The organism is Marinobacter sp. KM021, from assembly GCF_050707965.1.
GTDB classification, from domain to species: Bacteria; Pseudomonadota; Gammaproteobacteria; order Pseudomonadales; family Oleiphilaceae; genus Marinobacter; species Marinobacter shengliensis.
The window spans coordinates 2,347,872-2,372,565 of record NZ_CP136129.1; the positions used below are offsets into that span (position 1 = coordinate 2,347,872).

The 24,694-nt window shown below is 57.2% G+C and carries 27 protein-coding genes; 14 read left to right on the forward strand and 13 right to left on the reverse strand.

Annotated elements, in window-relative coordinates:
* Positions 1-40 precede the first annotated feature (40 nt).
* Together RVM24_RS10990 and RVM24_RS10995 are read left to right on the forward strand one after the other, a co-directional pair.
* Positions 41-1,453, forward strand: coding sequence for a sodium-dependent transporter (locus tag RVM24_RS10990; RefSeq protein WP_431473996.1), 1,413 nt, complete (start codon positions 41-43; stop codon positions 1,451-1,453).
* 155 nt (positions 1,454-1,608) lie between these two features.
* On the forward strand, positions 1,609-2,436 hold the full coding sequence (locus tag RVM24_RS10995; protein ID WP_286251204.1) for a metal-dependent hydrolase: 828 nt from the start codon (positions 1,609-1,611) through the stop codon (positions 2,434-2,436).
* A gap of 22 nt (positions 2,437-2,458) precedes the next feature.
* On the opposite strand, the gene RVM24_RS11000 is transcribed toward RVM24_RS10995, so the two are convergent.
* The 3 genes from RVM24_RS11000 to RVM24_RS11010 form a co-directional block, all read right to left on the reverse strand.
* The gene (locus RVM24_RS11000; RefSeq protein WP_431473997.1) at positions 2,459-3,190 is read right to left on the reverse strand and encodes a spermidine synthase; all 732 of its coding nucleotides are present in this window, start codon (positions 3,188-3,190) and stop codon (positions 2,459-2,461) included.
* Between the two features lie 194 nt (positions 3,191-3,384).
* Positions 3,385-3,954, reverse strand: coding sequence for a DUF1415 domain-containing protein (locus tag RVM24_RS11005; protein WP_374812405.1), 570 nt, complete (start codon positions 3,952-3,954; stop codon positions 3,385-3,387).
* 179 nt (positions 3,955-4,133) lie between these two features.
* Entirely contained in the window at positions 4,134-5,720 is a 1,587-nt protein-coding gene (locus tag RVM24_RS11010) for an ABC-F family ATPase (protein ID WP_431473998.1), read from the reverse strand.
* Between the two features lie 190 nt (positions 5,721-5,910).
* Here RVM24_RS11010 and RVM24_RS11015 point away from each other — a divergent pair, with 190 nt between their 5' ends.
* The gene (locus tag RVM24_RS11015) at positions 5,911-6,189 is read left to right on the forward strand and encodes a peptidylprolyl isomerase (RefSeq protein WP_022987955.1); all 279 of its coding nucleotides are present in this window, start codon (positions 5,911-5,913) and stop codon (positions 6,187-6,189) included.
* Positions 6,190-6,238: 49 nt separating this feature from the next.
* Here RVM24_RS11015 and RVM24_RS11020 read toward each other — a convergent pair whose 3' ends face one another.
* Complete coding sequence (locus RVM24_RS11020) at positions 6,239-7,069, reverse strand: DUF2059 domain-containing protein (RefSeq protein ID WP_342630909.1); 831 nt, start codon at positions 7,067-7,069, stop codon at positions 6,239-6,241.
* A gap of 90 nt (positions 7,070-7,159) precedes the next feature.
* Here RVM24_RS11020 and RVM24_RS11025 point away from each other — a divergent pair, with 90 nt between their 5' ends.
* A complete protein-coding gene (locus RVM24_RS11025) occupies positions 7,160-7,888 on the forward strand; it encodes a lysozyme-like domain containing protein (protein WP_230713133.1) in 729 nt (242 codons plus the stop codon).
* A 2-nt stretch (positions 7,889-7,890) separates the two neighbouring features.
* On the opposite strand, the gene RVM24_RS11030 is transcribed toward RVM24_RS11025, so the two are convergent.
* On the reverse strand, positions 7,891-8,790 hold the full coding sequence (locus RVM24_RS11030; RefSeq protein ID WP_061333072.1) for a LysR family transcriptional regulator: 900 nt from the start codon (positions 8,788-8,790) through the stop codon (positions 7,891-7,893).
* A gap of 128 nt (positions 8,791-8,918) precedes the next feature.
* Between RVM24_RS11030 and RVM24_RS11035 the strand changes: the two genes are divergently transcribed.
* Complete coding sequence (locus RVM24_RS11035; protein ID WP_061333071.1) at positions 8,919-9,113, forward strand: hypothetical protein; 195 nt, start codon at positions 8,919-8,921, stop codon at positions 9,111-9,113.
* 91 nt (positions 9,114-9,204) lie between these two features.
* Here RVM24_RS11035 and RVM24_RS11040 read toward each other — a convergent pair whose 3' ends face one another.
* Entirely contained in the window at positions 9,205-10,887 is a 1,683-nt protein-coding gene (locus tag RVM24_RS11040) for an AMP-binding protein (RefSeq protein WP_106694917.1), read from the reverse strand.
* A 344-nt stretch (positions 10,888-11,231) separates the two neighbouring features.
* Complete coding sequence (locus tag RVM24_RS11045) at positions 11,232-11,660, reverse strand: Lrp/AsnC family transcriptional regulator (RefSeq protein ID WP_106694916.1); 429 nt, start codon at positions 11,658-11,660, stop codon at positions 11,232-11,234.
* Positions 11,661-11,777: 117 nt separating this feature from the next.
* Here RVM24_RS11045 and RVM24_RS11050 point away from each other — a divergent pair, with 117 nt between their 5' ends.
* Positions 11,778-12,857 (forward strand): arginine N-succinyltransferase, encoded by a 1,080-nt coding sequence (locus RVM24_RS11050; RefSeq protein WP_061333068.1) that lies wholly within the window; start codon positions 11,778-11,780, stop codon positions 12,855-12,857.
* The gene (locus RVM24_RS11055; RefSeq protein WP_230713134.1) at positions 12,847-13,653 is read left to right on the forward strand and encodes a DUF1338 domain-containing protein; all 807 of its coding nucleotides are present in this window, start codon (positions 12,847-12,849) and stop codon (positions 13,651-13,653) included. The genes RVM24_RS11050 and RVM24_RS11055 overlap by 11 nt, the downstream gene beginning before the upstream one ends.
* Positions 13,654-13,677: 24 nt before the next feature.
* On the opposite strand, the gene RVM24_RS11060 is transcribed toward RVM24_RS11055, so the two are convergent.
* Positions 13,678-14,337 (reverse strand): protein-L-isoaspartate(D-aspartate) O-methyltransferase, encoded by a 660-nt coding sequence (locus RVM24_RS11060; protein ID WP_061333066.1) that lies wholly within the window; start codon positions 14,335-14,337, stop codon positions 13,678-13,680.
* Between the two features lie 171 nt (positions 14,338-14,508).
* Here RVM24_RS11060 and RVM24_RS11065 point away from each other — a divergent pair, with 171 nt between their 5' ends.
* The 3 genes from RVM24_RS11065 to RVM24_RS11075 all read left to right on the forward strand — a co-directional run bounded on the left by RVM24_RS11065 (position 14,509) and on the right by RVM24_RS11075 (position 17,394).
* Positions 14,509-15,174: a hypothetical protein gene (locus RVM24_RS11065; RefSeq protein WP_138437098.1), complete on the forward strand. Its 666-nt coding sequence runs from the start codon at positions 14,509-14,511 to the stop codon at positions 15,172-15,174.
* An 88-nt stretch (positions 15,175-15,262) separates the two neighbouring features.
* Positions 15,263-16,942 carry a L,D-transpeptidase family protein gene (locus tag RVM24_RS11070; RefSeq protein WP_230713135.1) on the forward strand — a complete coding sequence of 560 codons (1,680 nt, stop codon included), beginning with the start codon at positions 15,263-15,265 and terminating at the stop codon, positions 16,940-16,942.
* Complete coding sequence (locus RVM24_RS11075) at positions 16,942-17,394, forward strand: hypothetical protein (RefSeq protein ID WP_061333063.1); 453 nt, start codon at positions 16,942-16,944, stop codon at positions 17,392-17,394. The genes RVM24_RS11070 and RVM24_RS11075 overlap by 1 nt, the downstream gene beginning before the upstream one ends.
* A 29-nt stretch (positions 17,395-17,423) precedes the next feature.
* On the opposite strand, the gene RVM24_RS11080 is transcribed toward RVM24_RS11075, so the two are convergent.
* The 3 genes from RVM24_RS11080 to RVM24_RS11090 all read right to left on the reverse strand — a co-directional run bounded on the left by RVM24_RS11080 (position 17,424) and on the right by RVM24_RS11090 (position 19,587).
* Positions 17,424-18,206: a substrate-binding periplasmic protein gene (locus RVM24_RS11080; RefSeq protein ID WP_374812409.1), complete on the reverse strand. Its 783-nt coding sequence runs from the start codon at positions 18,204-18,206 to the stop codon at positions 17,424-17,426.
* 142 nt (positions 18,207-18,348) lie between these two features.
* Positions 18,349-19,251: a DMT family transporter gene (locus tag RVM24_RS11085; RefSeq protein ID WP_374812410.1), complete on the reverse strand. Its 903-nt coding sequence runs from the start codon at positions 19,249-19,251 to the stop codon at positions 18,349-18,351.
* Positions 19,252-19,347: 96 nt separating this feature from the next.
* Positions 19,348-19,587, reverse strand: a complete 240-nt coding sequence (locus RVM24_RS11090; RefSeq protein WP_106694908.1) for a TIGR02647 family protein — start codon at positions 19,585-19,587, stop codon at positions 19,348-19,350.
* A gap of 183 nt (positions 19,588-19,770) precedes the next feature.
* On the opposite strand from RVM24_RS11090, the gene RVM24_RS11095 reads away from it, so the two are divergent.
* From RVM24_RS11095 to RVM24_RS11110, 4 genes are all read left to right on the forward strand, one after another.
* Complete coding sequence (locus RVM24_RS11095; RefSeq protein ID WP_106694907.1) at positions 19,771-21,126, forward strand: dicarboxylate/amino acid:cation symporter; 1,356 nt, start codon at positions 19,771-19,773, stop codon at positions 21,124-21,126.
* Between the two features lie 129 nt (positions 21,127-21,255).
* On the forward strand, positions 21,256-21,969 hold the full coding sequence (locus RVM24_RS11100; protein WP_286922351.1) for a lytic transglycosylase domain-containing protein: 714 nt from the start codon (positions 21,256-21,258) through the stop codon (positions 21,967-21,969).
* Between the two features lie 45 nt (positions 21,970-22,014).
* Complete coding sequence (locus RVM24_RS11105) at positions 22,015-22,758, forward strand: spermidine synthase (protein WP_431473999.1); 744 nt, start codon at positions 22,015-22,017, stop codon at positions 22,756-22,758.
* Positions 22,755-23,450, forward strand: coding sequence for a pseudouridine synthase (locus RVM24_RS11110; RefSeq protein ID WP_286251238.1), 696 nt, complete (start codon positions 22,755-22,757; stop codon positions 23,448-23,450). Before RVM24_RS11105 ends, RVM24_RS11110 begins: the two co-directional genes overlap by 4 nt.
* A 17-nt stretch (positions 23,451-23,467) precedes the next feature.
* Here the strand turns inward: RVM24_RS11110 and efpL are convergent, their stop codons facing one another.
* Complete coding sequence (efpL, locus tag RVM24_RS11115; protein ID WP_058092192.1) at positions 23,468-24,034, reverse strand: elongation factor P-like protein EfpL; 567 nt, start codon at positions 24,032-24,034, stop codon at positions 23,468-23,470.
* Positions 24,035-24,108: 74 nt separating this feature from the next.
* Positions 24,109-24,606 carry an acyl-CoA thioesterase gene (locus tag RVM24_RS11120; protein ID WP_072678156.1) on the reverse strand — a complete coding sequence of 166 codons (498 nt, stop codon included), beginning with the start codon at positions 24,604-24,606 and terminating at the stop codon, positions 24,109-24,111.
* Positions 24,607-24,694: the final 88 nt, after the last annotated feature.

Genomic DNA, 24,694 nt, shown 5'->3' on the forward strand with positions numbered 1-24,694 from the left:
TTAACCCCTGAAACAAAAACAACACCTTCGGGAGATCACTATGTCTGTCACTTCATCCGGCTCCGCCACCTATTCGGATGCCCTTGAGGGCTCCAATGCAAAACGAGGGCTATGGTCCTCACGGTTCGCGTTTATTCTGGCTGCCACCGGCTCCGCCGTCGGGCTTGGCAATATCTGGAAGTTCCCCTACGTTACCGGCGAAAACGGTGGCGGCGCCTTTGTGCTGGTGTACCTGCTGTGCATCGCCGTTGTCGGCATCCCCATCATGATGGCGGAAGTCATGATCGGCCGCCGGGGTGGTCGCAGCCCGGTCAACAGCATCCGACTGATTACCGAACGGGACAGACTTAAACCAGCCTGGAAACTGGTAGGCGCCATCGGCGTTCTTGCTGGCTTTTTAATACTGTCGTTCTACTCGGTGATTGGTGGTTGGGCAATATCCTACGTGGGCACAACCGCCAGCGGGCAGCTGGCCGGGCAATCCGCCGAAGCCGTGGGTGCCATTTTCTCCGGTTTGCTGAGCAATCCGTCCACCCTGCTGCTCTGGCACACGGTGTTTATGGCCCTGGTGATGGTGGTCGTCGCCCGGGGCGTCCGCTCCGGCCTTGAACGGGCGGTCAGTATCCTGATGCCGGCACTGTTCGTGCTGTTGCTGATGGTCGTGGGCTACGCCATGACCACCGGCCACTTCGGCCAGGCCGCAGCGTTCCTGTTCCAGCCCGACTTCTCCAAGCTGACCACCTCCGGCGTCCTGGTTGCCCTTGGTCATGCATTCTTTACCCTGAGTCTGGGCATGGCGGTGATGATGGCCTATGGCTCTTATCTGCCGAAGAAGATCTCCATCGCCAAGACCTCCATCACCGTCTCCGTGATCGACACCGGTGTAGCGCTGCTGGCAGGTCTGGCAATCTTTCCCATTGTCTTTGCCAACGGCCTCGAACCCGGTGCCGGCCCTGGCCTGATTTTCCAGACACTGCCCCTGGCCTTCGGGCAGATGCCCATGGGCACCCTGTTCGGCACACTGTTCTTCGTATTGCTGATTTTCGCCGCCTGGACCTCCGGCATCTCCCTGCTGGAGCCCATCGTGGAGTGGCTGGAAGAACAGAAGGGCATGAACCGGACCATCAGTACTCTGGCCGCCGGCGGCGTGTGCTGGGCCCTGGGCATTGCCTCCGTTCTGTCACTGAACCTTTGGGCCGACGTTGCTCCGCTGGGCTTCATTCCCATGCTGGAGGGCAAAACCATCTTCGACCTGCTTGACTTCTTCACCGCCAACATCCTGTTACCGCTGGGTGGCCTGCTGGTCGCGCTGTTTGCCGGCTGGGTGATGTCCCGCCAGGCCATGGAGAACGAACTGTCGCTGTCACCGGGCATGTTCAACCTGTGGTTTATCACCATGCGGTTTATCACCCCTGTGGCCGTCGCCATCGTCTTTATCTACAACCTGATGTAACCCATTGCCCGGGCAGCGCGCTGCCCGGGCACTTTTATGCCGGCCTTGGCGAACGCCATGCCAATTGATAAACATCTGTCCCTTTCTGACCGGACATTTACGGCTCTTGGCGCGTAATGTGTGATTGTTAGACAAACACAATCGAGGCAGTCGCTATGTCAGCAGTCACAGCATCTTTTCCGGTACGCCGTCAGGACTTTGGTTTTGAGGATGTACCGCGCCACTGGGTCGACAGTGACCCGTTTATGACCCACCTGTTCAACGCCCTCTCCGCACTTTTCCCAGACGGTGAGCGCTTCTTCGTGGACAGTGTTCGGGCAGTACGTGACCAGATCAACGACCCTCAGTTGCAGAAGGACATCAGCGCCTTTATCGGGCAGGAGGCCATGCACGCGAAGGAGCATGGCCACTTCAACGAGGGTGCCATCAATCAGGGTTTCGATATCAAGAAACTGGAAGGCTGGACCCGAGGCTTCCTGTCCGCGAAAGACCTGCCGCTGCTCAACAACAAGCGGGTGCATCTGGCTGCTACCGTTGCCCTGGAGCACTTCACCGGCATCCTCTCAGCGCAGCTGCTGAAGCGCGAAGACCTGGTGAATGCCATCGACCCGTCCATGCGAACCCTGTGGGCCTGGCACTGTGTCGAAGAGAACGAACACAAAGCGGTGGCCTTCGACACCTATGAAAAACTCTACGATAAAACCGTAGTGGACTACGCCATCCGCATGGGTGTCATGGCGTTGATCACAACGCTGATCATGGTAGCCATCCACTCGTTCATTTTTGAGCTGATGCGCGAAGACAAGCAGTTACTGAATCTGAAGTCCTGGGCCAAAGGTCTGAACCGTGTGTGGGGCCGCAAGGGCATGTTCACCGCGATCATTCCGGAGTACCTGGATTACTTCAAACCAGACTTCCACCCCTGGCAGCACGACACCGAGTTCCTGCTGCACAAATGGCGCAAGCAGCTGAACTTCGCCTGATGCCCGCGCCTGCTCGCCGGACTCAGTCCGGCTTGCGGGCCACGTAGACGGTGTTGAATGATTCGCGGTTCTGGAAGGTGTTGTAGAAGCTGACAACGTGGCAGGCTACGTCGGTAAACACTTCCCGCAGAGTCGCCATGAATTCATCGTCCTCACCTTCGTTGGACCACATGGCAAACACGCCACGGGGTTTGAGTTGCCGGGCCATTAGGCGGAGGTTGTTGGCGGTGTAGAAGCTGGCACTGGAATCGTGCAGCAGCGCTCTGGGAGAGTGGTCGATGTCTAGCAGAATGGCGTCGAACTGTTTGCCCGGTGCTTCCGGGTCGAAGCCGCCGGTTTCGGGGTCTGCGATGGCGAGGTCGAAGAAGCTGCCGTGTATGTAGCGGTTGCGGGGGTCGGCGTTGAGGTCTTTGCCGAGGGGCACTTTTTCTTGCTGGTGCCAGCCGATGACGGGTTTCAGGTATTCGACCACGAGCAGTTCGCTGATGCGCTCATGCTTGAGAGCGGCCACGGCGGTGTAGCCAAGGCCGAGTCCGCCCACAACAACACTGAGCTTGTCGCCTTCGGTTTCGCCCAGGCCGATGTCTGAGAGGGCCACTTCGGCGTCGACAAACATGCTGGACATGAGGAATTCTTCGCCCAGTTTCACTTCGTAGATATCCCGGTCACCCAGTGCCGGAATCCTGCGGCGGCGCAGCGTGATTTCCCCGATCACCGAGGGCTGGCTGTCAATTTGTTCGAAAAGCAGTCCCATAGTCTTTGACTCTTATTCTGGAATTTCACGAGCGCGCATCTTCGGGAGTTACCATCACCCAGCCTGATAGACCGTGCTGTCGCAGTTGGGGTAAGGCTTTCAAAACACGCTCAAGCACATCCATGTGGCGCTTGGGCTCCGCCATCCCTGGCTCCGCACAGTTTTGAAAGCCTTACCCCAACCGCTCCTGTCGTCTACTCCCCTGCCCGCTCCTGGGCAGAGACGTTCAGACAATTTGCGAGAATACTCCGCATCTTCTCCGCACCCAGCTCATTCATCAGTGCGATATTCCGATCAGGAATCCCGTCCACATCCGGATGGCTATCAATCGCCGCCTCCAGACTCGCTTCCCGCAACAAGTGCAACATGGGGTACGGAGACCGGTTGGTGTAATTCTCAGCAGCCCCCGGCTCGGTTTCGGCGAACTGGTAATCCGGGTGGAAACTGGCGATCTGATAAACACCCTCCAACTCCAGGTAGGCCAGCAACGCATCGGCAGCGTCCAGAAACTCGTTGTAGGCGTAGAAATCCTGCAGAACACCCGGGTGTATCAACAACGTGGTTTCGATCTCCGGTTCGTCTTCCAGACGCTGTAATTCCCCATGCAGGGCTTGGAGAAGGTCGTCCTCGTTGTTGGCATCTGTCACGGTAAACCGAACCCGGTTCTTGACCAGTTCCCGTTTGGCGAAGGGGCAGAGGTTGTAGCCAACGACTACGTCTTCGACCCACTGACGGGTGGCGTTAATGACCTGAGATTCGTTCAAAATAGTTGCCTTTACTTGTTTCTGAATACAGCTCCGAAGTCAGAGCGCGGGTGTGGGTTGGGCCTTCCAAAACTGTGCGGAGCCATGGATGGCGGAGCTCAAGCGTCACACGGACGTGCCGAAGGAGCGTGTTTTGGAAGGCCCAACCCACACCCGTGCCGGCACCCCATGCTTGATACTTAAACGTAGCCCTGACTCCGAAGATAATCATCATAACTGCCGCTGAAGTCGGTAATCCCATCCGCCTTCAACTCGATGATCCGGGTCGCCAGCGACGAAACAAACTCCCGGTCATGGCTGACGAAAATCAGCGTGCCCGGATAATTCTCCAACGCCAGGTTCAGCGCCTCGATGGACTCCATATCCAGGTGGTTCGTCGGCTCATCCATCAACATCACATTCGGCTTCTGCAGAATCAGCTTACCAAACAGCATCCGCCCCTGCTCACCACCGGAAATCACCTTCACCGACTTACCAATGTCATCCCCGGAGAACAGCATCCGCCCCAGGGTTCCGCGCACCAGCTGTTCACCACCGGTGGTCCACTGCGCCATCCAGTCGGTCAGGGTATCGTCCCGGGCAAAATCGGCGGTGTGGTCCTGGGCGAAGTAACCCACTTCGGCGCTGTCGGTCCACTTTACCTCGCCGGCATCAGGCTCGTAGGCGCCTGCCAGGCACTGCAGCAGTGTGGTTTTACCGATGCCGTTCGGGCCGATAATAGCCACCCGCTCTCCCGCCTCAATCTGCAGATCCAGGTTTTTGAACAGGGGGCCTTCATCGAAGCCCTTGGTCAGGCCTTTCAGGGTGACCGCCTGACGGTGCAGTTTCTTGCCCTGCTCGAAGCGGATGAACGGGCTCACCCGGCTGGACGGCTTCACTTCTTCCAACTGGATCTTGTCGATCTGGCGGGCGCGGGAGGTGGCCTGCTTGGCTTTCGAGGCGTTGGCCGAGAAGCGGCTGACGAACTGCTGAAGTTCGGCAATCTGGGCCTTTTTCTTGGCGTTGTCTGACAACATGCGCTCGCGGGCCTGGGTGGCGGCAGTCATGTATTCGTCGTAATTGCCCGGGAACAGGCGCAGTTCACCGTAATCCAGGTCCGCCATGTGGGTGCACACACTGTTCAGGAAGTGGCGGTCGTGGGAGATAATGATCATGGTGCTGTTGCGGGCCACCAGGATGTTTTCCAGCCAGCGGATGGTGTTGATATCCAGGTGGTTGGTAGGCTCGTCCAGCAGCAGCACGTCCGGGTCGGAGAACAGGGCCTGGGCGAGCAGCACGCGCAGTTTCCAGCCGGGGGCCAGGGCGCTCATGGGGCCGTTGTGCTGTTCCAGCGGAATATCCAGGCCCAGCAGGAGTTCGCCGGCGCGGGATTCGGCGGTGTAGCCATCCATTTCGGCGAATTCCACTTCCAGGTCCGCCACCGCCATGCCGTCTTCTTCGCTCATTTCCGGCAGGGAGTAAATACGGTCCCGCTCTTTCTTCACGCGCCACAGTTCCCCATGGCCCATGATCACGGTGTCCATCACCGTGCATTCCTCGTAGGCGAACTGATCCTGGCGGAGTTTACCGAGGCGGATGTTGGGCTCCAGCATCACCTGGCCGGCGGACGGCTCCAGGTCGCCACCGAGGATTTTCATCAGGGTGGACTTGCCGCAGCCATTGGCACCGATCAAACCGTAACGGTTGCCGTTGCCGAACTTGGCGGATACGTTTTCAAACAGGGGCTTGGCCCCGAATTGCATGGTGAGATTGGCGGTGGAGATCAAGAAAAGAACCTGTCAGCGTGAGGGCCGGCAACAAGCCGGCAAATAAAAGCCGGCATTGTACAGGTTTGGGCGCAAGACTGTGAGGCCGCAAAAACACGGATAAAAAGGGCTTGCCAGCAGCACGCTGTGCGGGCAGCATTCGTGTCAGACGTTTCCGTCCATTCCTCCATCCGACAACAGGAACTTGACCATGGCACAAGCAACTGCACGCCACATTCTGGTAGACAGCGAAGCAAAATGTGAAGAACTGAAGAAGGCTATTGAAGGTGGCCAGGATTTCGCCGAAGTGGCGAAACAGCATTCCTCCTGCCCGTCCGGCCGTAACGGTGGCGACCTGGGTTCATTCGGCCCTGGCCAGATGGTTCCCGAGTTTGACAAGGCCGTGTTCAGCAGCGACCTGAACACCGTAATTGGGCCGATCAAGACCCAATTTGGCTATCACCTGCTGGAAGTGACTTCCCGCAGCTAAGCCAGTGCAACTGCTGCCTGCGCTTGACTGCGCAGACAGCAGGCGTTGGTTATCGGGATTCGCCTGTCCCGAAATTCCTGAACCGCGCCAATTGGCTACCGATGGTTTCAATCGGGTCCGTAATAGACGCCTGAATGCTCTCTGTGACCACCTCGGTAAAGCGTTTACCCGACTCACTCTCCAGAAAGTCCAGATACAGGCCCAGTTCCTGAACACTGATATCCCGGTAGGTGTACAAATAGCTGTCGTATACCTGTTGCCCAACCATGCCCTGCAACATCCCACGCTGGTTCTCCAAACGCTGACGTAACCGCTCGTAATGCACCGAGTCACTGCTCAGGGCCGCCATGGCCGTTGCCAAACCCAACTGCACGGCAATGGTAGTATCCACTGTGGTTTCCGTTGCTCGGGAAGCCCGGTCAAAACGGTCAAACAGCTTTTCCCGGGTGGTGCCCTTGTAAGCTTCGTTCAGCTCTCCGGCGCGGCTTCGTACCTCTGACCAGGCGGCAGGTGCAGACGCTGCTATCTCCGCACGGGATATCTTCTGCGCAACAGGCGTCTGGTACCAGGCATGAACCTCCTCAAGCTGTTTGTTCGTCAGCGACTCATCAAGGCTGGCTACCAGCTTTCGCTCGATATCTTCTGCACGATAGCTACTACTGACCACATAACCGATAGTATCCGCCACCATCGGCGGCACCTGGCCGCTCTGTTTGAGACCGTCACGAATACCCTGGCTCATCATGGCCGGGTACTGGCCCACGATGTCATCAATGGGCGATGCCGCCAGAACGTCACGGGCATCCGTTGATGCATGGGCCGTCCCCGACAACAAAAGCCCGGCAACTAAAAGAGGTTTAACTAGGGTGATCAGTCTCATTTCTCTATTATCCTGTTACTGCAATGGCCCTGTTTATGACACGCCCGAAGCCATTACGGCAAGTGCCCCAAGGCCTTTGGAGATGACAGTTTGGTAGGGAAGTGGCGCAGAAGAACCCGAAAATCTCGAAATATCCGCAACAAGCGGTTTAATGTATGGCGCTCCCGCCTGAGCTGGTATGGCCTGCCTTTACTGGGGCTGGTGATCGGCACCTGGGCCACCCTGCGTTTCAGCCTGCTGGCCCCGGAACCTCCGGCCAACCCGGAAAACATCTGTGAGATCTTCAGGGAGCATACGGTGTGGTACGACTATGCCCGGGCCTCCGAGGAGAAATGGGGCACCCCCATCGCCACGCAACTGGCTTTCGTCTATTACGAATCGTCGTTCCGGAGCCATGCCCGGCCGCCCCGCACCCGGCTTTGGGGACTGATTCCCTGGAAGCGCCCCACCACTGCCTACGGTTATGCCCAGGCTCTTGACCCCGCCTGGGGCGAATACCTGGTGGCCAACGACGCATCCTGGCGAACCGTGCGCACCGACATGCAATACGCCCTGGATTTTGTCGGCTGGTACAACCACCTCAGCAACCGCCACCTGGACATCCCGTTCAGCGCACCCAGGCAGCTTTACCTAGCCTATCATGAGGGCCGGGGCGGCTACGCCCGGCGTTCCTACGAACAGAAACCAGCCATACAGTCCCTGGCCCAAAGGGTTCAGAACCGCGCCTTCCGCTACGACAACCAGTTAAAGCAGTGCGAAGCGGAGTTCCAGTGTTGGCGCTGGTACCAGTTCTGGCCGTTCTGCAGGGCAGACGATTAGGTTCAGAGCGACGCGCTTATCTCAATGGCAGACTCCAGAGCTTTCAGGCGTTCAACCAGAAACTCCATGACGATGCGCACCCGGGCCATCTGCTGGGTATCCTGGTTTACGTGCAGCCACAAATCCACGCTCTCGCCCTCCAGCGGGTCTGATAACCTGCGCAGCTCTTTCGCGGCTTCGCCCAGATAGCAGGGCAACACCGCCAACCCCGCTCCGGACCTGGCCAGGGTTGCCATGGATTGCAGGCTGTTGCAGCGAATCACCGAGGAGACGTTCTTCAGGTGCTTCCGGTACCAACGCCCGGTCGCCAGATGGCTGAAACTCTCATCCGGCAGTATCCATGTGCAGTCTTCCGGGTGGTTCTCGATATCCATATTGCGGTGTCGGCGGCAGTATCTGGCGGCCCCGTAGACGGCGGAATCCACAGCGGCAATGCGCTCGCCCTCCAGGGTCGCCTGGGGTTTATTCTCCGGCCGCAAGGTCAGGTCTGCTTCCCGGTGGCTGAGGTTCGCCACATCGTTATCGGTCAGCACCTCCAGTTCAATATCCGGATAGGCGTGAACCAGTTCCGCCAGGATCGGCCCGAGCAGCTCATTCATCATGGCGTCTTCCGCCGCCACCCGAACCTTGCCCACCGGCGCAGCGTCGTCACCGACCAGCTTACGTTCCAGATTTTCCACATCGGTCGCCAGCCGCTGGGCCTCCCGAAACGCCATTTCGCCAACCGGGGTGAGCTGCAAACCATCCCGGTTGCGTTCGAAAAACTGCACACCCAACGACTCTTCCATCTGATCAAGTCGTCTTAAAACAGTGGTTTGGTGTACACCCAGCAATTCACCGGCTTTCGCCAGCGTTCCACCTATTGCCAGAGCCCGTATATATCGAAGATAATCCCAGTCCATAGTTACTGCATATTCGCAACGTGAGTACGGATTTTAACGTATTCAAACTGCAAATAAGAACTCCTAGAATAGTCGTTAAATTAAAGATAGATCGCTAATTAATCCACCAGACAAAGGAGGAAGGCGCTATGACCAAGAGCCATATCGCAACCGTAAACCCGCTGCCGTCAAGTATCCTCCACAACAGTACCGAGGTCAGGCGCCAGTATACCCGTGCTGCTGCACAGCAGGCGATGCAGTTTTTCAGCCGTAAGGTGCGGATTTTCAACCGCAAAGCCGCTGCGGTCGCCCCAGACATGCCCCAGGTACAGGGCGGTCACTGAGATTACCGGAACCCGGTAACCGAAGCACAAATAAAAACGCCGGCATGTTTCCATGCCGGCGTTTTCTTATGGTGAGGGTTTAACGCCCTGATCAGAACTCCCAGATCACCTTACTCTTCTTACCAAACCACTCGTCCATCTTCTGATTGTAGAAGTCCTCGATCACATTGCGCTTGATCTTCATGGTCGGCGTCAGCATGCCGTTTTCCATGGTCCAGGGCTCCTTGACCACCACCACGAAGGCCACTTTCTCATGGGCTTCGCTCTGGGCGTTGACGGCATCCAGCTCCCGGGCCAGTTCCTGTTCCAGCTCCGCCCGGTCACCACCACGATCCAGTTCATCCCGGGCCTCTTCTGACAACAACACCATCAGGCACGGCTGAGGCTGGTTGGCGCCGGCCACACACACCACTTCGGCTTTCGGATGATTGAACCGGTTCTCAATTGGCACGGGCACTACGTATTTGCCCTTGGAGGTTTTGAACAGATCCTTCACCCGGCCAGTGATACGCAGGCAACCATCCTGGTCGATTTCACCCATATCGCCGGTTTTGAGAAAGCCGTCATCGGTCAGGTCCTCTTTGGTCTTCTCTTCGTTCTTGTAGTAGCCGAGCATCTGACCGGGGCTCTTGACCTGAACCTCGCCACCTTCGCCAATGCGGTGAGTAACACCAGGGTTCGCCATGCCGACCGTACCCACCTTGGCCTGGCCGGGGCGGTTGGCGTGGGAGTAACCGAAGTTCTCCGACATGCCATACACTTCCAGCAGTTCCAGACCAAGGCCCCGATACCAGCCGATAATCTCTCCAGACAACGGTGCCGCGCCCGTCAGGGCGGCCCGACAATGGTCCAGGCCCAGCTGTTTGAGCACCTTCTTTTTAACCAGCGAGTTCAGGATCGGAATATTGAACAGGATTTTCTGCTTCTTGGGCGGCAACTTGGCATTCACGCCCAGATAGAACTTCATCCACAGGCGCGGTACCGAGAAGAACAACGTGGGCCGGGCCCGCTGCAAGTCTTCCTGGAAGGTATCCAGAGAGTTGGCAAAGTACAGGTGGAAACCGTAGTAAAGGGACTGGGTTTCAACCGCTGCCCGCTCCGCCACGTGGGCCAGCGGGAGGTAAGACAACATGCGTTCGTTGGATGACACTGGGAACAGTTGCTGCAGGCCATCGGCCACCGAAATCATGGTGCGGAAGCTGTGCATCACGCCCTTGGGCCGGCCGGTACTGCCAGAGGTGTACACGATGGTGGCCAGCGCATCCGGATCAGGCAGTTTCGGCTCAGCCGGTGATTGCTCTTTGATGATCTCCTGCCATTTGGGAGTGTCATCGCGCGGCGACAAAGGCAGAGACACGATGGGCAGGTCAGCAGGAATATGATGCTTGATGTCGTTCCAGCCGTCGGCCGTACCGTCAAGCTTACCCAGGAACAACAGTTTAGCCTCGCTGTGTTCAAGAATGTAAGCGGCTGTTTCACCATTCAGGGTCGGGTAAAGCGGCACGCTGACATGACCGGCTGCCCAAATGGCCAGATCCGACAGTATCCAATGCGCGCTATTCTTGCCCAGGATTCCGATATTGCTGTGCTCCGGTAGACCAAGGCTGTTCAGGTAAGCGGCCATCCGGGACACCTGGTCAGCGGCCTGCGCCCAGGTAATGTCTTCCACCCGGCCATCCGGGAACGGCTGGGTAAGGTAAACGTTATCGGGAGTGTGCTGGGCCCAGTAGTACAGGCAGTGCAAAGACGTCTGCTTTTGTGGGTCTATAGCCATGGTGGCTCCTTGTTGTTGTTATCTTCGGTTGTCTGGAATCGCTTTTTATTGTTGCATTCATACTAGCCAACTTTCCCGCGTGCTCAATAGCAATAAACATCCCGGGCGTTGACCATTTAGCTCGAAGCTGAGACGCACCTCCCAAAATATTACGTGACATCCATCAAGTCTGGTCTAGATTGAGAAGTACCGCGTATTGATAACCAATACCACAAGAGACTGTCGCTCTATGAGAACCTCGACTCGCTCTGCTTTGATTTTCCCCGCCTGGGCCGTAATTCTCATCGGATCTGGCGCCTTTCTCTACACCGCCTACGCGGGTTTTCTTGGTTCCTGAGAGCCGACTAGCGCCTGAAACGGGTCTCAAGCACGACCGCTGAGTTAGTCCGCTCAACTCCTTTTAGGTTCCCGATGTCATCCAATACACGGCTCAACTCCTCCAGCGATTGGGCCTGGACGATGGCAATCAAGTCGTACTCACCACTGACCGAAAACAACTGGCAGACCTGAGTAATTTGCTCCAGTTCGGCGTTGGTGCGAGCGGTAAGTTTCTGGTGCACCTTGACCGACACATGGGCCTCCACCTGGTTGGCAGCGTACTCACCGCCCAGCTGTAAGGTATAGCCGCGAATGATTCCCTGCGCCTCCAGTTTCGCCAGTCTGTTTTGTACGGTGGAACGGGAAACATGCAACCCCTTGGCCAGGTCAGTCACACTGGCGCGAGCATTCTGCCGGAGCAGTCCCAACAATTTCTGGTCTTGCATACTAATCATTTTGATTACCTGATTCGTCAATATGGCTAAATTCTAGACCATATCGACCAATTTGAATCTACAGATCGGCATAACCAGCCGCCATACTGGACCTAAACAACGTTCAGGATGTCGGCCATGTTGATCCGCCCTATCACGCTTCGGGATCTTGATCCCCTTTATCAGATTGCCGTTGAATCCGGACCGGGATTCACATCCCTGATGCCAGACCGGGACGCGCTGGCACAGAAGATCGAGCATTCCATGAAGAGCTTTGAGCGGCGCGTAGACAATCCCACAAACGAGCAGTATCTGTTTGTACTTGAGGATGAGCACAGCCATGAGATCATGGGCACAACTGGCATCCAGGCCAGTGTTGGGCTCGACCGGCCGTTGCACCACTTCAAACGCGACAGAACGATCGGGCCAGCAGGCCTCGCGAGGGAAACCCTGACCCGTTGCGAGCACTACGCGGGCTGCACCGAAATCTGTTCGCTGTACCTTCGCCCGGACTATCGCCAGGCCAATGCCGGCAAACTCCTGTCAAAAGTCCGGTTTCTGTTTATGGCACTGCACCCCGAGCGTTTTGCAAACACCGTGATAGCAGAGATGCGGGGGGTGTCTGACACTCATGGCCACTCGCCTTTCTGGAACTGGCTGAGACATCAGGTGGTCGATCTGGATTTTTCCACGGTAACGCAACTCTCCGCCCAGAGTGATGCTCGCTTTCTGGAACAACTTGTTCCCCCTGGTCCGTTCGACATTGCAGACATGACCATTGAAGCTCAGGCAGTCATCGGCCAGGTTCACCCGGACACCCGCCCGGCGCTACACTTGCTGAAACAGGAAGGATTCCGGCATCGTGGACTGGTGGATCTTTTCGATGCCGGGCCGACCATTGAATGCGCACGGGATGCCATTACCAGTGTTCGCAACAGCGGGCTATACCGGGGTTTATATGGCGGCACCCGGATTACCGCCCACACCGGGTTCCCCTTGATTGTGGCCAACGGCCAGTGTTCCGGATTCCGTGCGACGATCATCGATTCGCTGTCAGGGGGAGACGAGCCGGAGCAAGTTCCCCTACCGACTGGCATTCAGCGGAAGCTGGGCTTGAATGGTGGAGACCCGGTGTGCGCACTACCCCTGGTCAAAAACCGCCCCACACTGAACACAAGTGAGATGAGTGCTCACCAGGAGTTCCGTCATGCACAATGATCTGAACGCGCTTTTTTCCCGGCTCTGGCAATCCTATCGACGGGTGACGCCCTCGGCTGAGCGTATTCATCAGTTGCTGGGCGAACGCGAAAGCCACCCCATCGTGAATGATCACATTGCACTGCGCACTTTTAACCTGGCCCCGGTACGCCTGGACAAACTGGCCGGCCACTTTCTCAAGCTAGGCTATCAGCCGGGTGGCGAATATCATTTTGAAGCCAAAAAGCTCTACGCACGGCATTACGAGCACCCTGACCCGGATGTTCCCAAGGTGTTCATCTCTGAGCTACTGGTGGATCAATGTTCAGTGCAACTGCAGGCCATCGTTTCTGACCTTGTGGCCCAAACGAATCCGGGCGCGGTAGATGCCGATGATTTTCTGACTTCCGGCCGCCACTGGAAACTGGATTACGGCACTTACCGTTCACTTCTGGAGGAAAGCGAATACGCTGCATGGACCGCAGCCTGGGGTTATCGAGCCAACCATTTTACGGTCAGTATCAATCATCTTGAGAGCATCAAAACCGTTGCGCAGATCAACCAACTGCTCAAAGACCACGGCTTCGCCATAAACACCTCCGGGGGTGAAGTAAAGGGGTCACCTCAGGAACTGCTCGAGCAATCCTCCACCCTGGCAGACCGGGTCGCCCTGGAGTTCACTGATCAGGTGGCCACGGTACCCAGCTGTTTCTATGAATTCGCCCTGCGCTATCCGAAACCGGATGGCAACCTGTACTCCGGCTTTGTGGCGGCGTCTGCAGACAAGATCTTCGAGAGTACCCATGCGTCAAACTGACTTCGGCGCCTCCTGGCACTGACGTCAGGACCATCCCTGCTCACCCAACAGGGGCACGAACCGGACATCACCGAAGTCTTCGCGCTCGAAGTCAGCATCCGTCCGGCGGGTAATACACACCAGCCGCTGCACGGAATGCTCCGACCCCACCGGAATAATCAACCGGCCACCGACGGCAAGCTGCTGTTTAAGGGTCTCAGGTACGGCGGGAGCACCTGCAGCAACACAGATGCCATCAAAGGGCGCAGCCTCCGGCCAACCAAGGGTTCCGTCGCCGCAGCGAACATGCACCTGGCTGAACCCCGCCCGCTCCAGGTTCCTCCTGGCCTGCTCTGCCAACTCAGGAATCCGCTCGATACTGAAGACCTCCAGGGCGAGGCTGGCCAAAACGGCTGCGGCATAACCCGATCCAGTCCCAATATCCAACACCCGTTCCCGCCCCTCCAGCTGAAGCGCCTGCGCCATCAGCGCCACGATATAGGGTTGGGAAATTGTCTGCCCCCAACCAATCGGCAAGGGGTAATCTTCATAGGCTTCGCCCGCCAGATGCTCGGGAATAAAGCGTTCTCGGGGCACCCTGTCCATGGCTTCCAGCACTCTTGAATCGAATATCCCCCTGCCGGCAAGCTGATACCGAACCATGTCTGCGCGCAGGTTGTTGAAATCCGGAACCCGTTCATTCATCACCGGCCCCTCCCTGATTACCCGTCGTTACAAAGCCATAACGCTTTTACAACAGCGCAAACTTTAACCACTGTCTACTTTTTACCCACAGGTTACTCCTCTGCACGGATGAGGAGAACCAAAAACAAAAATAACGGCGAGGGTTTAACCCTCACGCTCAGGGAGATAATCATGTCTACATCTGTCGACCACCTGATGGAACGCACCCAGGATGCCAGCGATCTGCTCGCCGATATCGTGCCATCAGCCATTACCCTGGCCACCATGCTCCGACATCGCCAGATGGCAGCCTGGCTAAGGGCTGAGTTTGACGGATACCCCGATATAGACAAAGCACCACCTTATCGGCTCGACCTGCCCGGACACATCGTTGCCAAATCCCCGCAGTATGGCTGGATTCCTGCGCCGGTCAATGACACCCAAACCAAGGAGTTCGGGCACCTGAACCTGATGGAAGGGGTAAAAGAGCTCGAACATACCTGTTTAAGCTGCAAAAAAGGCAATGGCAATCGGGTGTTGCTGGATAAAGAGGCCATGTCAGACCTGCAAAAGCAGATTAATCTCAGTGCCGAACTGGCCATCAACCTCAGCCGGGAGGTTTACTGCCGGCTACTCCGAACCCTTCGGGCAGCGCTCTATCTGTGGGCCGAGCAGCTGATGGACGCTGGTATCTCTGGCGATCACAACCACTATAGTCCGGAGGAACGAAAGCTGGTCTCGCATCTTGATAGCCCAGAGGCTTTCTGGCGCAAAGCCATGCAGGAACTGGACACAGTACCGGTGGCAGATGTTCGGGAGCTTGGCTTTCTGGAACGCATGTTTGGCCGGGCCGGCTAAGTCAGAAAAGCCACGTAAAGACCAAAAGGCTATACTGGAGGACACGCGAACCGATTGAATCGTCTATAAAGGAGCCAGGAGCGCCACTATGAGAGACGCACGATGGAAGTATCTCAGATCACGCGGCCTGGCTCTGATTCTTCTACTGGCATGCCCCCCCGTCTTCAGTGACGATAGCATCATCAATCGCATAGAAGCCCTTCAGGCCGGGCATCCTGTCACGGTTCTCGACGCACCGATACTTGCAAAGGAGGCCCTGACCCGTTTCTACGAGCTCAGGGAATTTGACCTGGCCTGGGATTCCTACAATGCCCGACGTCAACTGGCCCAGGCCATCAGTGAGGTGGCTGATCAGGGTTTAAATCCGCTGGATTATCACCACGAAACGATTGCCGCCCTGGCCCTGCAACCGACGGATCAGGTCGAGGAAGAAGTGCGGGCCGATCTGGACCTGGTACTGTCAGACGCATTCCTGTTGCTTTCCTCCCATTTGCAGGCGGGGAAAGTCAACCCGAGGACCATTCACGCTGAATGGACCGCCAATCGCCAGGATCTGGAAACCCACACCGTGCTTGCACAAGCACTGGACACCAATTCCGTTTACCAGACCCTGCAACAGCTAAAACCTTCAGCGCCAGCCTACCAGAAACTGGTCACGGCGCGCCGCACCCTAACCGCATTGCTGGGGCAGCCCTGGCACGAACTCGCCGCCACTCCCACACTCCGACCGGGAGACAACGACCCGCGCATCCCCGAGATACGTCGTCGGCTTGCCCTTCTTGGCGATATCCCGAGTGCCGACCATGATCGCCCGGATGCCTACGATGCGTCGGTCGAAAGTGATAGCTACGACGACGAGCTGTTGATCGCCCTTCCCGCGTTCCAGGCCCGGCATGGCCTTGAACCGGATGGAATCATCGGGCGCCAGACTTTTGCTGCCCTGAATAGATTACCTGTCGAGCGCATCCGCCAACTGGATGCCAGCCTGGAGCGTTGGCGTTGGTTGCCGGACGATCTAGGTGATACCTACGTACTGGTCAACATCGCCGGCTTCGAGATGACCATGGTACGCTCCAGTGAGGAAATCCTCCGCCAGCGGGTGATCGTCGGGCGCCCTTACCGCCAAACCCCGGTATTCAGTGACCGCATTCGCTACCTGGTATTCAACCCTACCTGGACCGTCCCACGGAAGCTGATGATCCAGGACCAGCTACCAATTATCCGCAGCGATCCCGGCTACCTTGAGCGCATGAATTTTAAGGTCTATCGGGGATGGGGCGCTGATCGCGTGGAAGTGGACCCGGCTACTATCGACTGGCACACTCTGTCTGCCAACAACTTCCCGTACCAGCTGGTTCAGGAACCCGGGCCGATGAATGCGTTGGGACAGATAAAATTCATGTTCCCCAACCAGTATGATATTTACCTGCACGACACCCCGGGGCAGGCCCTGTTTGGCCGAGCTGAACGAACGTTCAGTTCCGGCTGTATCAGGGTTGAGCGGCCTTTTGAATTAGCGGAGCATCTGCTGGAAGGTAACAGCAACTGGTCGCGGGCGAATATAGACCGGGCCATTGAACTCAGAGACCCAGTCAATGCGATGCTGAGAACGCCGATACCGGTTCATCTGCAATACTGGACGGTGTGGGTTGATCAATCAGGAGTGATACAGTTCCGGAACGACATCTATGGACGAGATCAGCGGCTGATCGACGCGCTCCGTTCAGATCCCCAAGGCGCGCTGATGCCAACACCACGGAGGCCTTGATGACGAGAGTAGCTTTACTGACTGCCCTTATGCTGATCCTGACAGCCTGCCAGAATCTGCCAGATCGCCAGGAGGGTCTGGACAGCGACGTAGCGTTTCTCAAAGCTCACCACTGCCTTGAGGAATCCGTGGACGACGTCAACCGCATTCACTTCGGCCCTTGCCTGAAAGTTATTGAAATCAACGGTCAGGCACCGGTAGTCAGGGACGACGACTTTATCGAGCTCCCCCTTCGACAGCCTCTCACCATAGGCACAAGTTGCGTTTATCGACACGCCGATGGCACGCCGATACCCGCCACCGTTGAAACTGCCGACTTTCAGGTGCGTGCGGACACCTTCACCCGTGGCGGCCAGAGGTGGTACCTGCATGCCCACAAGCAGGCCCGCAGGGTGATTGGCTGCGAGCCCACGCTATCTCGCTCAGTTCACCCCACCCGGAGCACAGACTGAACTGCCCACCGGCCTGCCCCAACCAGGGATCATTCGTACCGGGCAACAATGGCGTCCAGCTCACCCTCGCTGCGGGCGCCGTCCAGCGCTTTCTGAAGATCCGCCACAATGCCCGGACTGGTTTCCAGACTGATGGCCAGATACATCGGGGTTTCCCGAAAAACCAACACAGGCTTAAGGCCGGTAATGCCATGTTCGTCTTCAGCAACCAACGGCCCCACAAGGCCATCCGTTACCCACAGGTCGGCCTGGCCCAGCGCCAGACGGCGGGGATTCACATCGCCCGATGTATTCATGATCACGTTAAATCCCTGATCCACCAGGTACTGCGACATGACATCGCCCCGGTAGCCGGCAATTCTCAGGTCTTTGGCATCATCCAGAGTGGATAGTGTTATATCGGAGTCTGGAGCCGCAAACAGGGTCCATTCGATGGATGCCAACGGGCCCACCCACTGGAACAGCTGCTCCCGTTCATCGGTGCGCGCCGTACAGAACAGACCATGGTTTTCACGACCCTGCACCCAGTCGTAGGCGTAGCTCCACGCACGCATTTTCATCTGCACATCGTAATCTACCCTTGCCAGCATGGCTTTCACCATATCGGTGCAGATACCGGTGATCTGGTCCTCGTTGTGGGCAAAGCCCTCACCTGAAACAGAGGCGTTATAAGGAGGATAATGTTCGGTAAAGATATACAGCCGCTCAGAAGCCTGAACCGTGGCACTTGAGGCCGCTAGCGTTAATCCGACGAACAATGCCCCCGTAACGTTTCGCAGGGCGTTTCTGGCTGATGCGATGACAACGTGCATGTTTTTTTCCTTTTGGCTGGCAATCGTTGGTATGACGCAAAAATAGGCAGAGTTGGAAGTTTGTGCCAATCGATATGGCAGTTTATGACAGCACAACTCCGTAGTCCGTATCCGGCATTGAAAGTTCCGTGTCAATACGTAACTAGCCCGACCTGGCTTTTCGTGGCCCTGGAGCAACAACCAGGGCCACGCCAGCCACCGCAACAACCCCGCCGGCCATGGCCATTGGCCCCAAGCGCTCATCAAACAGGATAAACGCCTCCAGTGCCGTGACCGGTGGCACCAGGTAGAACAAACTCGCCACCTGAGAGGCTGCGCCGCGTCGAATCAACCACATCAAAAGCAAAATGGCACTGACCGACAGGCCAAACACCAGCCAGCCAAGGGCCAGCTTGAACTGCAGCGACCATTCCACACTTCGGGACTCCAGCACCATCGCACCAACACCAAACAAAACGGCCGCTGCGGTGTACTGAATCATGGTGCCGGATACCAGATCAACCGACGTGCCAAACCGTTTCTGGTAAACGGTGCCAATGGAGATTCCGATCAGCGCCAGCCCTGCCCAGACCAGTGTCAGCCCGGGTAGCCCGGTATCGCCGGTGCTGGTTCCTCCAAACTTTTCTGCGATCACCAGAGCAACACCCGCAAGCCCCAAAACCAATCCCGCCCACTGCTTTCCCGAAACCGCCTCACCTAGAAACACCACAGCAGCCAGCGCTGTTACCAACGGCTGCAAACCCACAATGAGCGACACCAATCCTGACGACATACCCTGATCAATGGCGTAGAACACCCCTCCCAGGTAGCAGCCATGCACCAGAATACCGGTGACAGCCACATGACCAGCGCTGCGCCAGCCCGGCCATCGGGCACGCATGACGATGGCCAGGACTGCCAGCGGTATTAACGTGAGCAACATCCGGATAAACAACAACGTAAAAGGCTCTGCATACGGCAGGCCGTACTTGGCACCAATGAAACCGGTGCTCCAGAGCCAGACAAACAGGGCAGGAACAAAAAAGGAAAAGAAAACCGGGGGCATGGATAAAGGCTCGGGTGATGTGAATCCAGGCAGCAGACTATACCCTGCCAGAACCCGGCCAGACAGACACAGAACTCCGCTAACCAACCATTACAGTCAGGCGCTCGTCAACATCGACTGCAATTTCTGGGTAAACTCAACGGCCTCGCAGCCCAAAGGGGTCAGATAACCCCCGTCTTTCTGGCTGATCAGACCTTTTGCAAACAGTGACTCTGCCGCTCGAACCGTTTCAGGCGCCGCCGTATGGGCATGCACCTTGATACCCTCCTGAGTAGAAATCGAGGGAAATTGCAGCAACAGGTTCAGCTCAGCAAGATGGTTCGGAGAGAACGGCATAAAAGCTCCTTATCGTTCGAATTATCTGCAGTTTAGCTTAAATACCGGAGCGCCATGGCGGAATTAAGAAGAAATTGATCCAGGTGCATATTTTCCCTGAATATCCTATTGTTACGTTCACCACTTCATTATTTTAATTGCACAAAGCTGGCACTGGCTGATCGCAACACGGACATGTTGACCATGGATAACACGAACGGCCAGCAGGCCGACTACTACCCCCGCCCCCTGCGTCACCTGAGCGTCTACCTGGCCACACTGGTTAAAGGCAGGCTCTGGCTCAAGGTGCTGATTGGCATGGGACTGGGCCTTGTGGTGGGCACCCTGCTCGGCCCCTCTGTTGGACTGGTCGAGCCGGAAACCGGCACGCTGATCGGCAACTGGCTGGCCTTTCCCGGGCAACTGTTCCTCGCCACCATCCAGATGATTGTGATACCGCTAGTGATAGCCTCGGTGGTAAGAGGCCTGGCCGCCAGCGACAACCTGGAACAACTGCGCAAGATGGGCGTCCGGGTTACCCTGTTCTTTGTCATCACGACAGCGATTGCAGCGACCATTGGCCTCTGGGTGGGCGGCCTTGTTAACCCGGGCGATCTGATGACCGGCCTGACGGCACCGCCTGTCGATGCTGTGCCGGTTGCCGCCGACATCCCCGGTCTGGATGCAATCCCCCAGACTCTCATTGGCCTGCTGCCCGGCAACCCGCTCGATGCCATGGTGGAAGGGCAGATGCTGCAGGTGGTTATTTTCTCTATCATCATCGGCGTTGCACTGGTCAGTATGTCGGGGGACAAGGCCAAGCCGATGCTGGACCTGCTCGACTCCCTGCAACAAATCTGCATGACGGTGGTTCGCTGGGCGATGCGCCTGGCGCCCTATGCAGTCTTCGGATTGATGGCACAACTGACCACCACGCTCGGGTTCCGTGCGATGCTGGGCATGGCCTCCTACGTTGCCACGGTACTGCTTGGCCTGGCCATTTTGATGGTTTTCTACCTCGCCCTTCTCAAGCTCCTCGCAGGGGTGCGGCCACTTCAATTCCTGAAAGACACCCGCGATGTGTTGCTGCTGGCCTTTTCAACCTCCAGCTCCGCCGCCGTCATGCCACTGTCTATTCGCACCGCGGAAGACAAACTGGGTGTGCGGCCTTCCGTTTCCCAGTTTGTCATTCCCCTGGGTGCCACCATCAACATGAACGGTACGGCGCTCTACCAGGCCGTGGCCACAGTGTTTCTCGCCCAGGTTTATGGCATTGATCTGAGCGTTGGCAGCATGGCGCTGGTGGTAGCCATGGCCGTAGGTGCATCCATCGGTTCGCCCGCTACACCGGGGGTCGGTATTGTCATACTCGCCATGGTGCTTCAATCAGTGGGCGTGCCGCCCGCAGGTATTGCCTTGATTATGGGCGTGGACCGGATACTGGATATGTGCCGCACCGCCATCAACGTGACCGGTGATCTGGTCGCTTGCCGGCTGATGGAAAACTGGTCGGGCAAACGATTACCAGACCAACCCGAACCGGTGCCCGATGAGGCCTGAGGCCCACAGTAAGTTTGTGACCCCATGAACAATCGGTATCATCAAGGCACGAAACTCCTACACTTACAGGGGCATCTACCGCGATAATATCGGCAGATTGTCATGCAGAATAAACGTACCGGGTCTTTGATGAATTTAAGCGGTATCTCCCTACTGGCCAGAATAACGATCGCCCTTCTCACCGGATTCGTTCTGGCGACCGGCATCGCCCATGCCGACAGCATCCAGCGCATTGTCCATCCGGATGGCCGGGTAGAATTCACCAACGTGAAAAGCCCGAGCCAGCCCCGGGCTTCAACCCGCAACGAAACCGTGTACCGCTACACCGATGAGCACGGTGTGGTCGCGTACAGCGGCCAACGGCCCAGCACAGAAGACGTCGAGGTTATCCGGTTTCACTGCTACGCCTGCGACCCGGGTTCCAAAGTAGACTGGCACAAAACCCCTCTGTTCGTGAGTCCGTTCCGGGATGAAATCCTGACAGCCGCTCAGGAGTTCGATGTCGACCCGGCTCTGGTTCGGGCGGTCATTCATGCCGAATCTGCGTTCAACCCGAAGGCCGTGTCGCCGGTCGGTGCCCAGGGCCTTATGCAGTTGATGCCCGGCACCGCAGATGAACTGGGCGTGAGAGACCCATTTGCCATTGAAGACAATATACGTGGTGGGGTCGATTACCTTGCCCGCATGCTCAAACGCTTCAATGGCGATGTCCGGCTGGCAACCGCCGCTTACAACGCCGGCCCTGGCGCCGTCGGGCGCTTCAATGGCATCCCACCCTACGCGGAAACCAAGGCCTACGTCGAACGGGTCGGCATTCTGCACCAACGCTACGCCAGCAACTGATGGGCACGATTATCAAGCGCCCTGAAATCAAGGGCGATATCGTGCATGTGGCAAGCGACCCCCCATGGCAACATCCTGGTGATCGATGACCGCAAGCACCGGATTCTGAGCTTTGATTCGGTGTTTGAGCAAAGCAAGATCTTGCGCGCATCCCCCAACGTGCCAGTGCATGAATACAACCGCGCCATGCTGCTGCCAATCGCTTTTGCCTCACCCGGCAGGGTAACGGTGCTGGGCCTGGGTGGTGGCGTACTGGCCCATGGTCTGTTCACGCTGCTTCCGGACAGCATCATTGATGTGTATGAACTTCGGCGAAAGGTTGCGGAAATCGCAAAGGACTGGTTTGCACTACCCGAATCAGAACGGCTAAGGGTGCATATTGCCGACGCCCGCCTGGCCGTCGACCAGCTACCCGAAGCCAGCACCGATATGATCCTGACGGACCTGTACAGTGCTGACCGTATGAGCCCGGCGCAAAGCCAGCGGCAGTTTATCAAAGCCTGCAGCCGGGCATTATCCTCTACCGGCTGGCTGGTTCTTAACTACCACCGAATGCCGGAACCAGATGGCAATCTGCTGCGGGAACTCAAGCGCCAGTTCCCGTTACTTCTGGTGTTCAAGAGCCGGACCAACAATTGGGTGATCTACGGGCGCAAACAGGACTTTGACCCCTGGTCCATCGACAAATCCCGGCTGACCGCCCTGGAAGAGCGCCTGCCCATTGGCTGGCGGAAACTGATCAAGAAGCTGAGCCGGCTGGTGCCGGCCGTTACCCCAAGCGAGCCATGAAGCTCTCCCGTATTATCAGCAACCAGAACGGTGTCAGTCGTCGCCATGCAAGACAGCTTCTGGCTTCTGGCCGGGTGAGCGTGGACGGCCAGAGGTGTCAGGACGGCGCAGAGGAGGTTTCCCGGTTTCAGGAAGTCAGAATTGACCAGAACATCATCCAGCAAGCCGAACCCGCTTATTACCTGATGCTCCACAAACCCGCCGGCTACCTGAGCGCCACTCAGGATGACCAACACCCGACCGTCATGGAACTGATTGCGCCGGAAATACGGGAGCACTTGCACATCGGCGGCCGCCTGGACCGGGCCAGCACCGGGCTTCTTATTCTGAGCAGTGACGGGCTATGGTCCCGCCGGCTCACCGAGCCTGCCATCAAACTACCGAAAACCTACCGGGTCACAACCGCGTCACCCATCAGCCCTGAAACGGCCACGCGCTTTGCCGAGGGCATCTGGTTTGAATACGAACAGCTGACAACGTCCCCTGCCCGGTTGGAGCAACTGAATGACCGCGAGGCTCGGGTAACCATCTTTGAGGGGCGGTATCACCAGGTAAAGCGCATGTTCCACGCGGTCGGCAATCGGATCACATCACTGCACAGGGAAAGCATGGGCAGCCTGGTACTGGACCCGGAACTTCCTGTTGGTGGGTATCGTCACCTCAGCGGCGACGAAATCAGCTCCGTCGGCTGACGGAGCTGATCAAAACATCAGGCGCGGCTGAGGAACTTACGCTCTTCCACGTTCACCTTGATGCGATCACCGGTAGAGATGTGCTCAGGCACCTGAACCACCAGGCCGGTGGTCAGGCGGGCTGGCTTGGTGCGAGCCGTTGCCGAACCGCCCTTGATAGACGGGTCGGTTTCTTCAATGGTGAGCTCAACGGTCGGCGGCAGATCAATGGCCACCGGCGTTTCACTGACCAGAATCGCCATCACGCCCTGGGTATCCTCGGTGATGAACAACAGCTCGTCTTCAATGGCGCTTTTATTCAGCATGTACTGGGTGAAGTCTTCGTTATCCATGAACACGTACTCGTCGCCATCGGCGTAGGAGAACATGACCGGACGACGCACCAAATCCGCCAGATTCAGCATGTCAGAGTCTTTAAAGGTCTCATCCAGCTTCTGGTTAGTCACTACATCGTACATGCGCATGCGGTACAAGCTGCCGCCAGCACGGCCCTGAGGTACCGAGCGCTCGATATCCTTCACAAAATAGACGCGTCCGTCGTATTCAACGGCCTGGTTCTTCTTGATCTCACTCGCTTTAGGCATAACATCCGATTCCGATAAAAAGGGTTTTCTGTGGCGCTGATATACCATGACTGGAATCAATAAGCGATAGTCTCTCAGCCATTTGCTTTTGAAAGCGCGTCTCGCGTTCTCAGCCGCCCTTCCCGGCGAATTTCGGCTTTCTCGTAACGACGAATCTGGTCTTTCGTTTCCGGAATCACCGGTGGCACCTCAACAGGCCGATCGTTCTTGTCCAGGGCCACAAAGGTGAAAAATGCGGAAAGGATGTGGCGGGTCTCACCGGTATAGCTGTTCTCGGCCTCTACACGGGCACCAATCTCCATCGACGAGCCCCAGCTGCGGTTCAGAGACAGATTGAATAGCAGTGTGTCATTCCCCTTGGCAGGGGCCCGGAAGTGGATGGAATCCACCGCAGCAGTCACGCAAACATGGGCCGAATGGCGCTCTGCCACCACCAGAGCCAGGCGATCACACTTGGCCATGATCATGCCGCCAAACACTGTGTTGTGTGAGTTCATATCGTTGGGGAAAACCTTGTACACATGCTTGTCGATGGCGGATGCCGCCACCGGCTTACCCGGCTTTTCAGACATTTCACTCGCCCCCTCTCGTGTTTACCCACAAACTCTGCGAAACCTCTTCTGGCCTGGCTGTTCAGAATCAAACCTGCCAGCCAGTTCC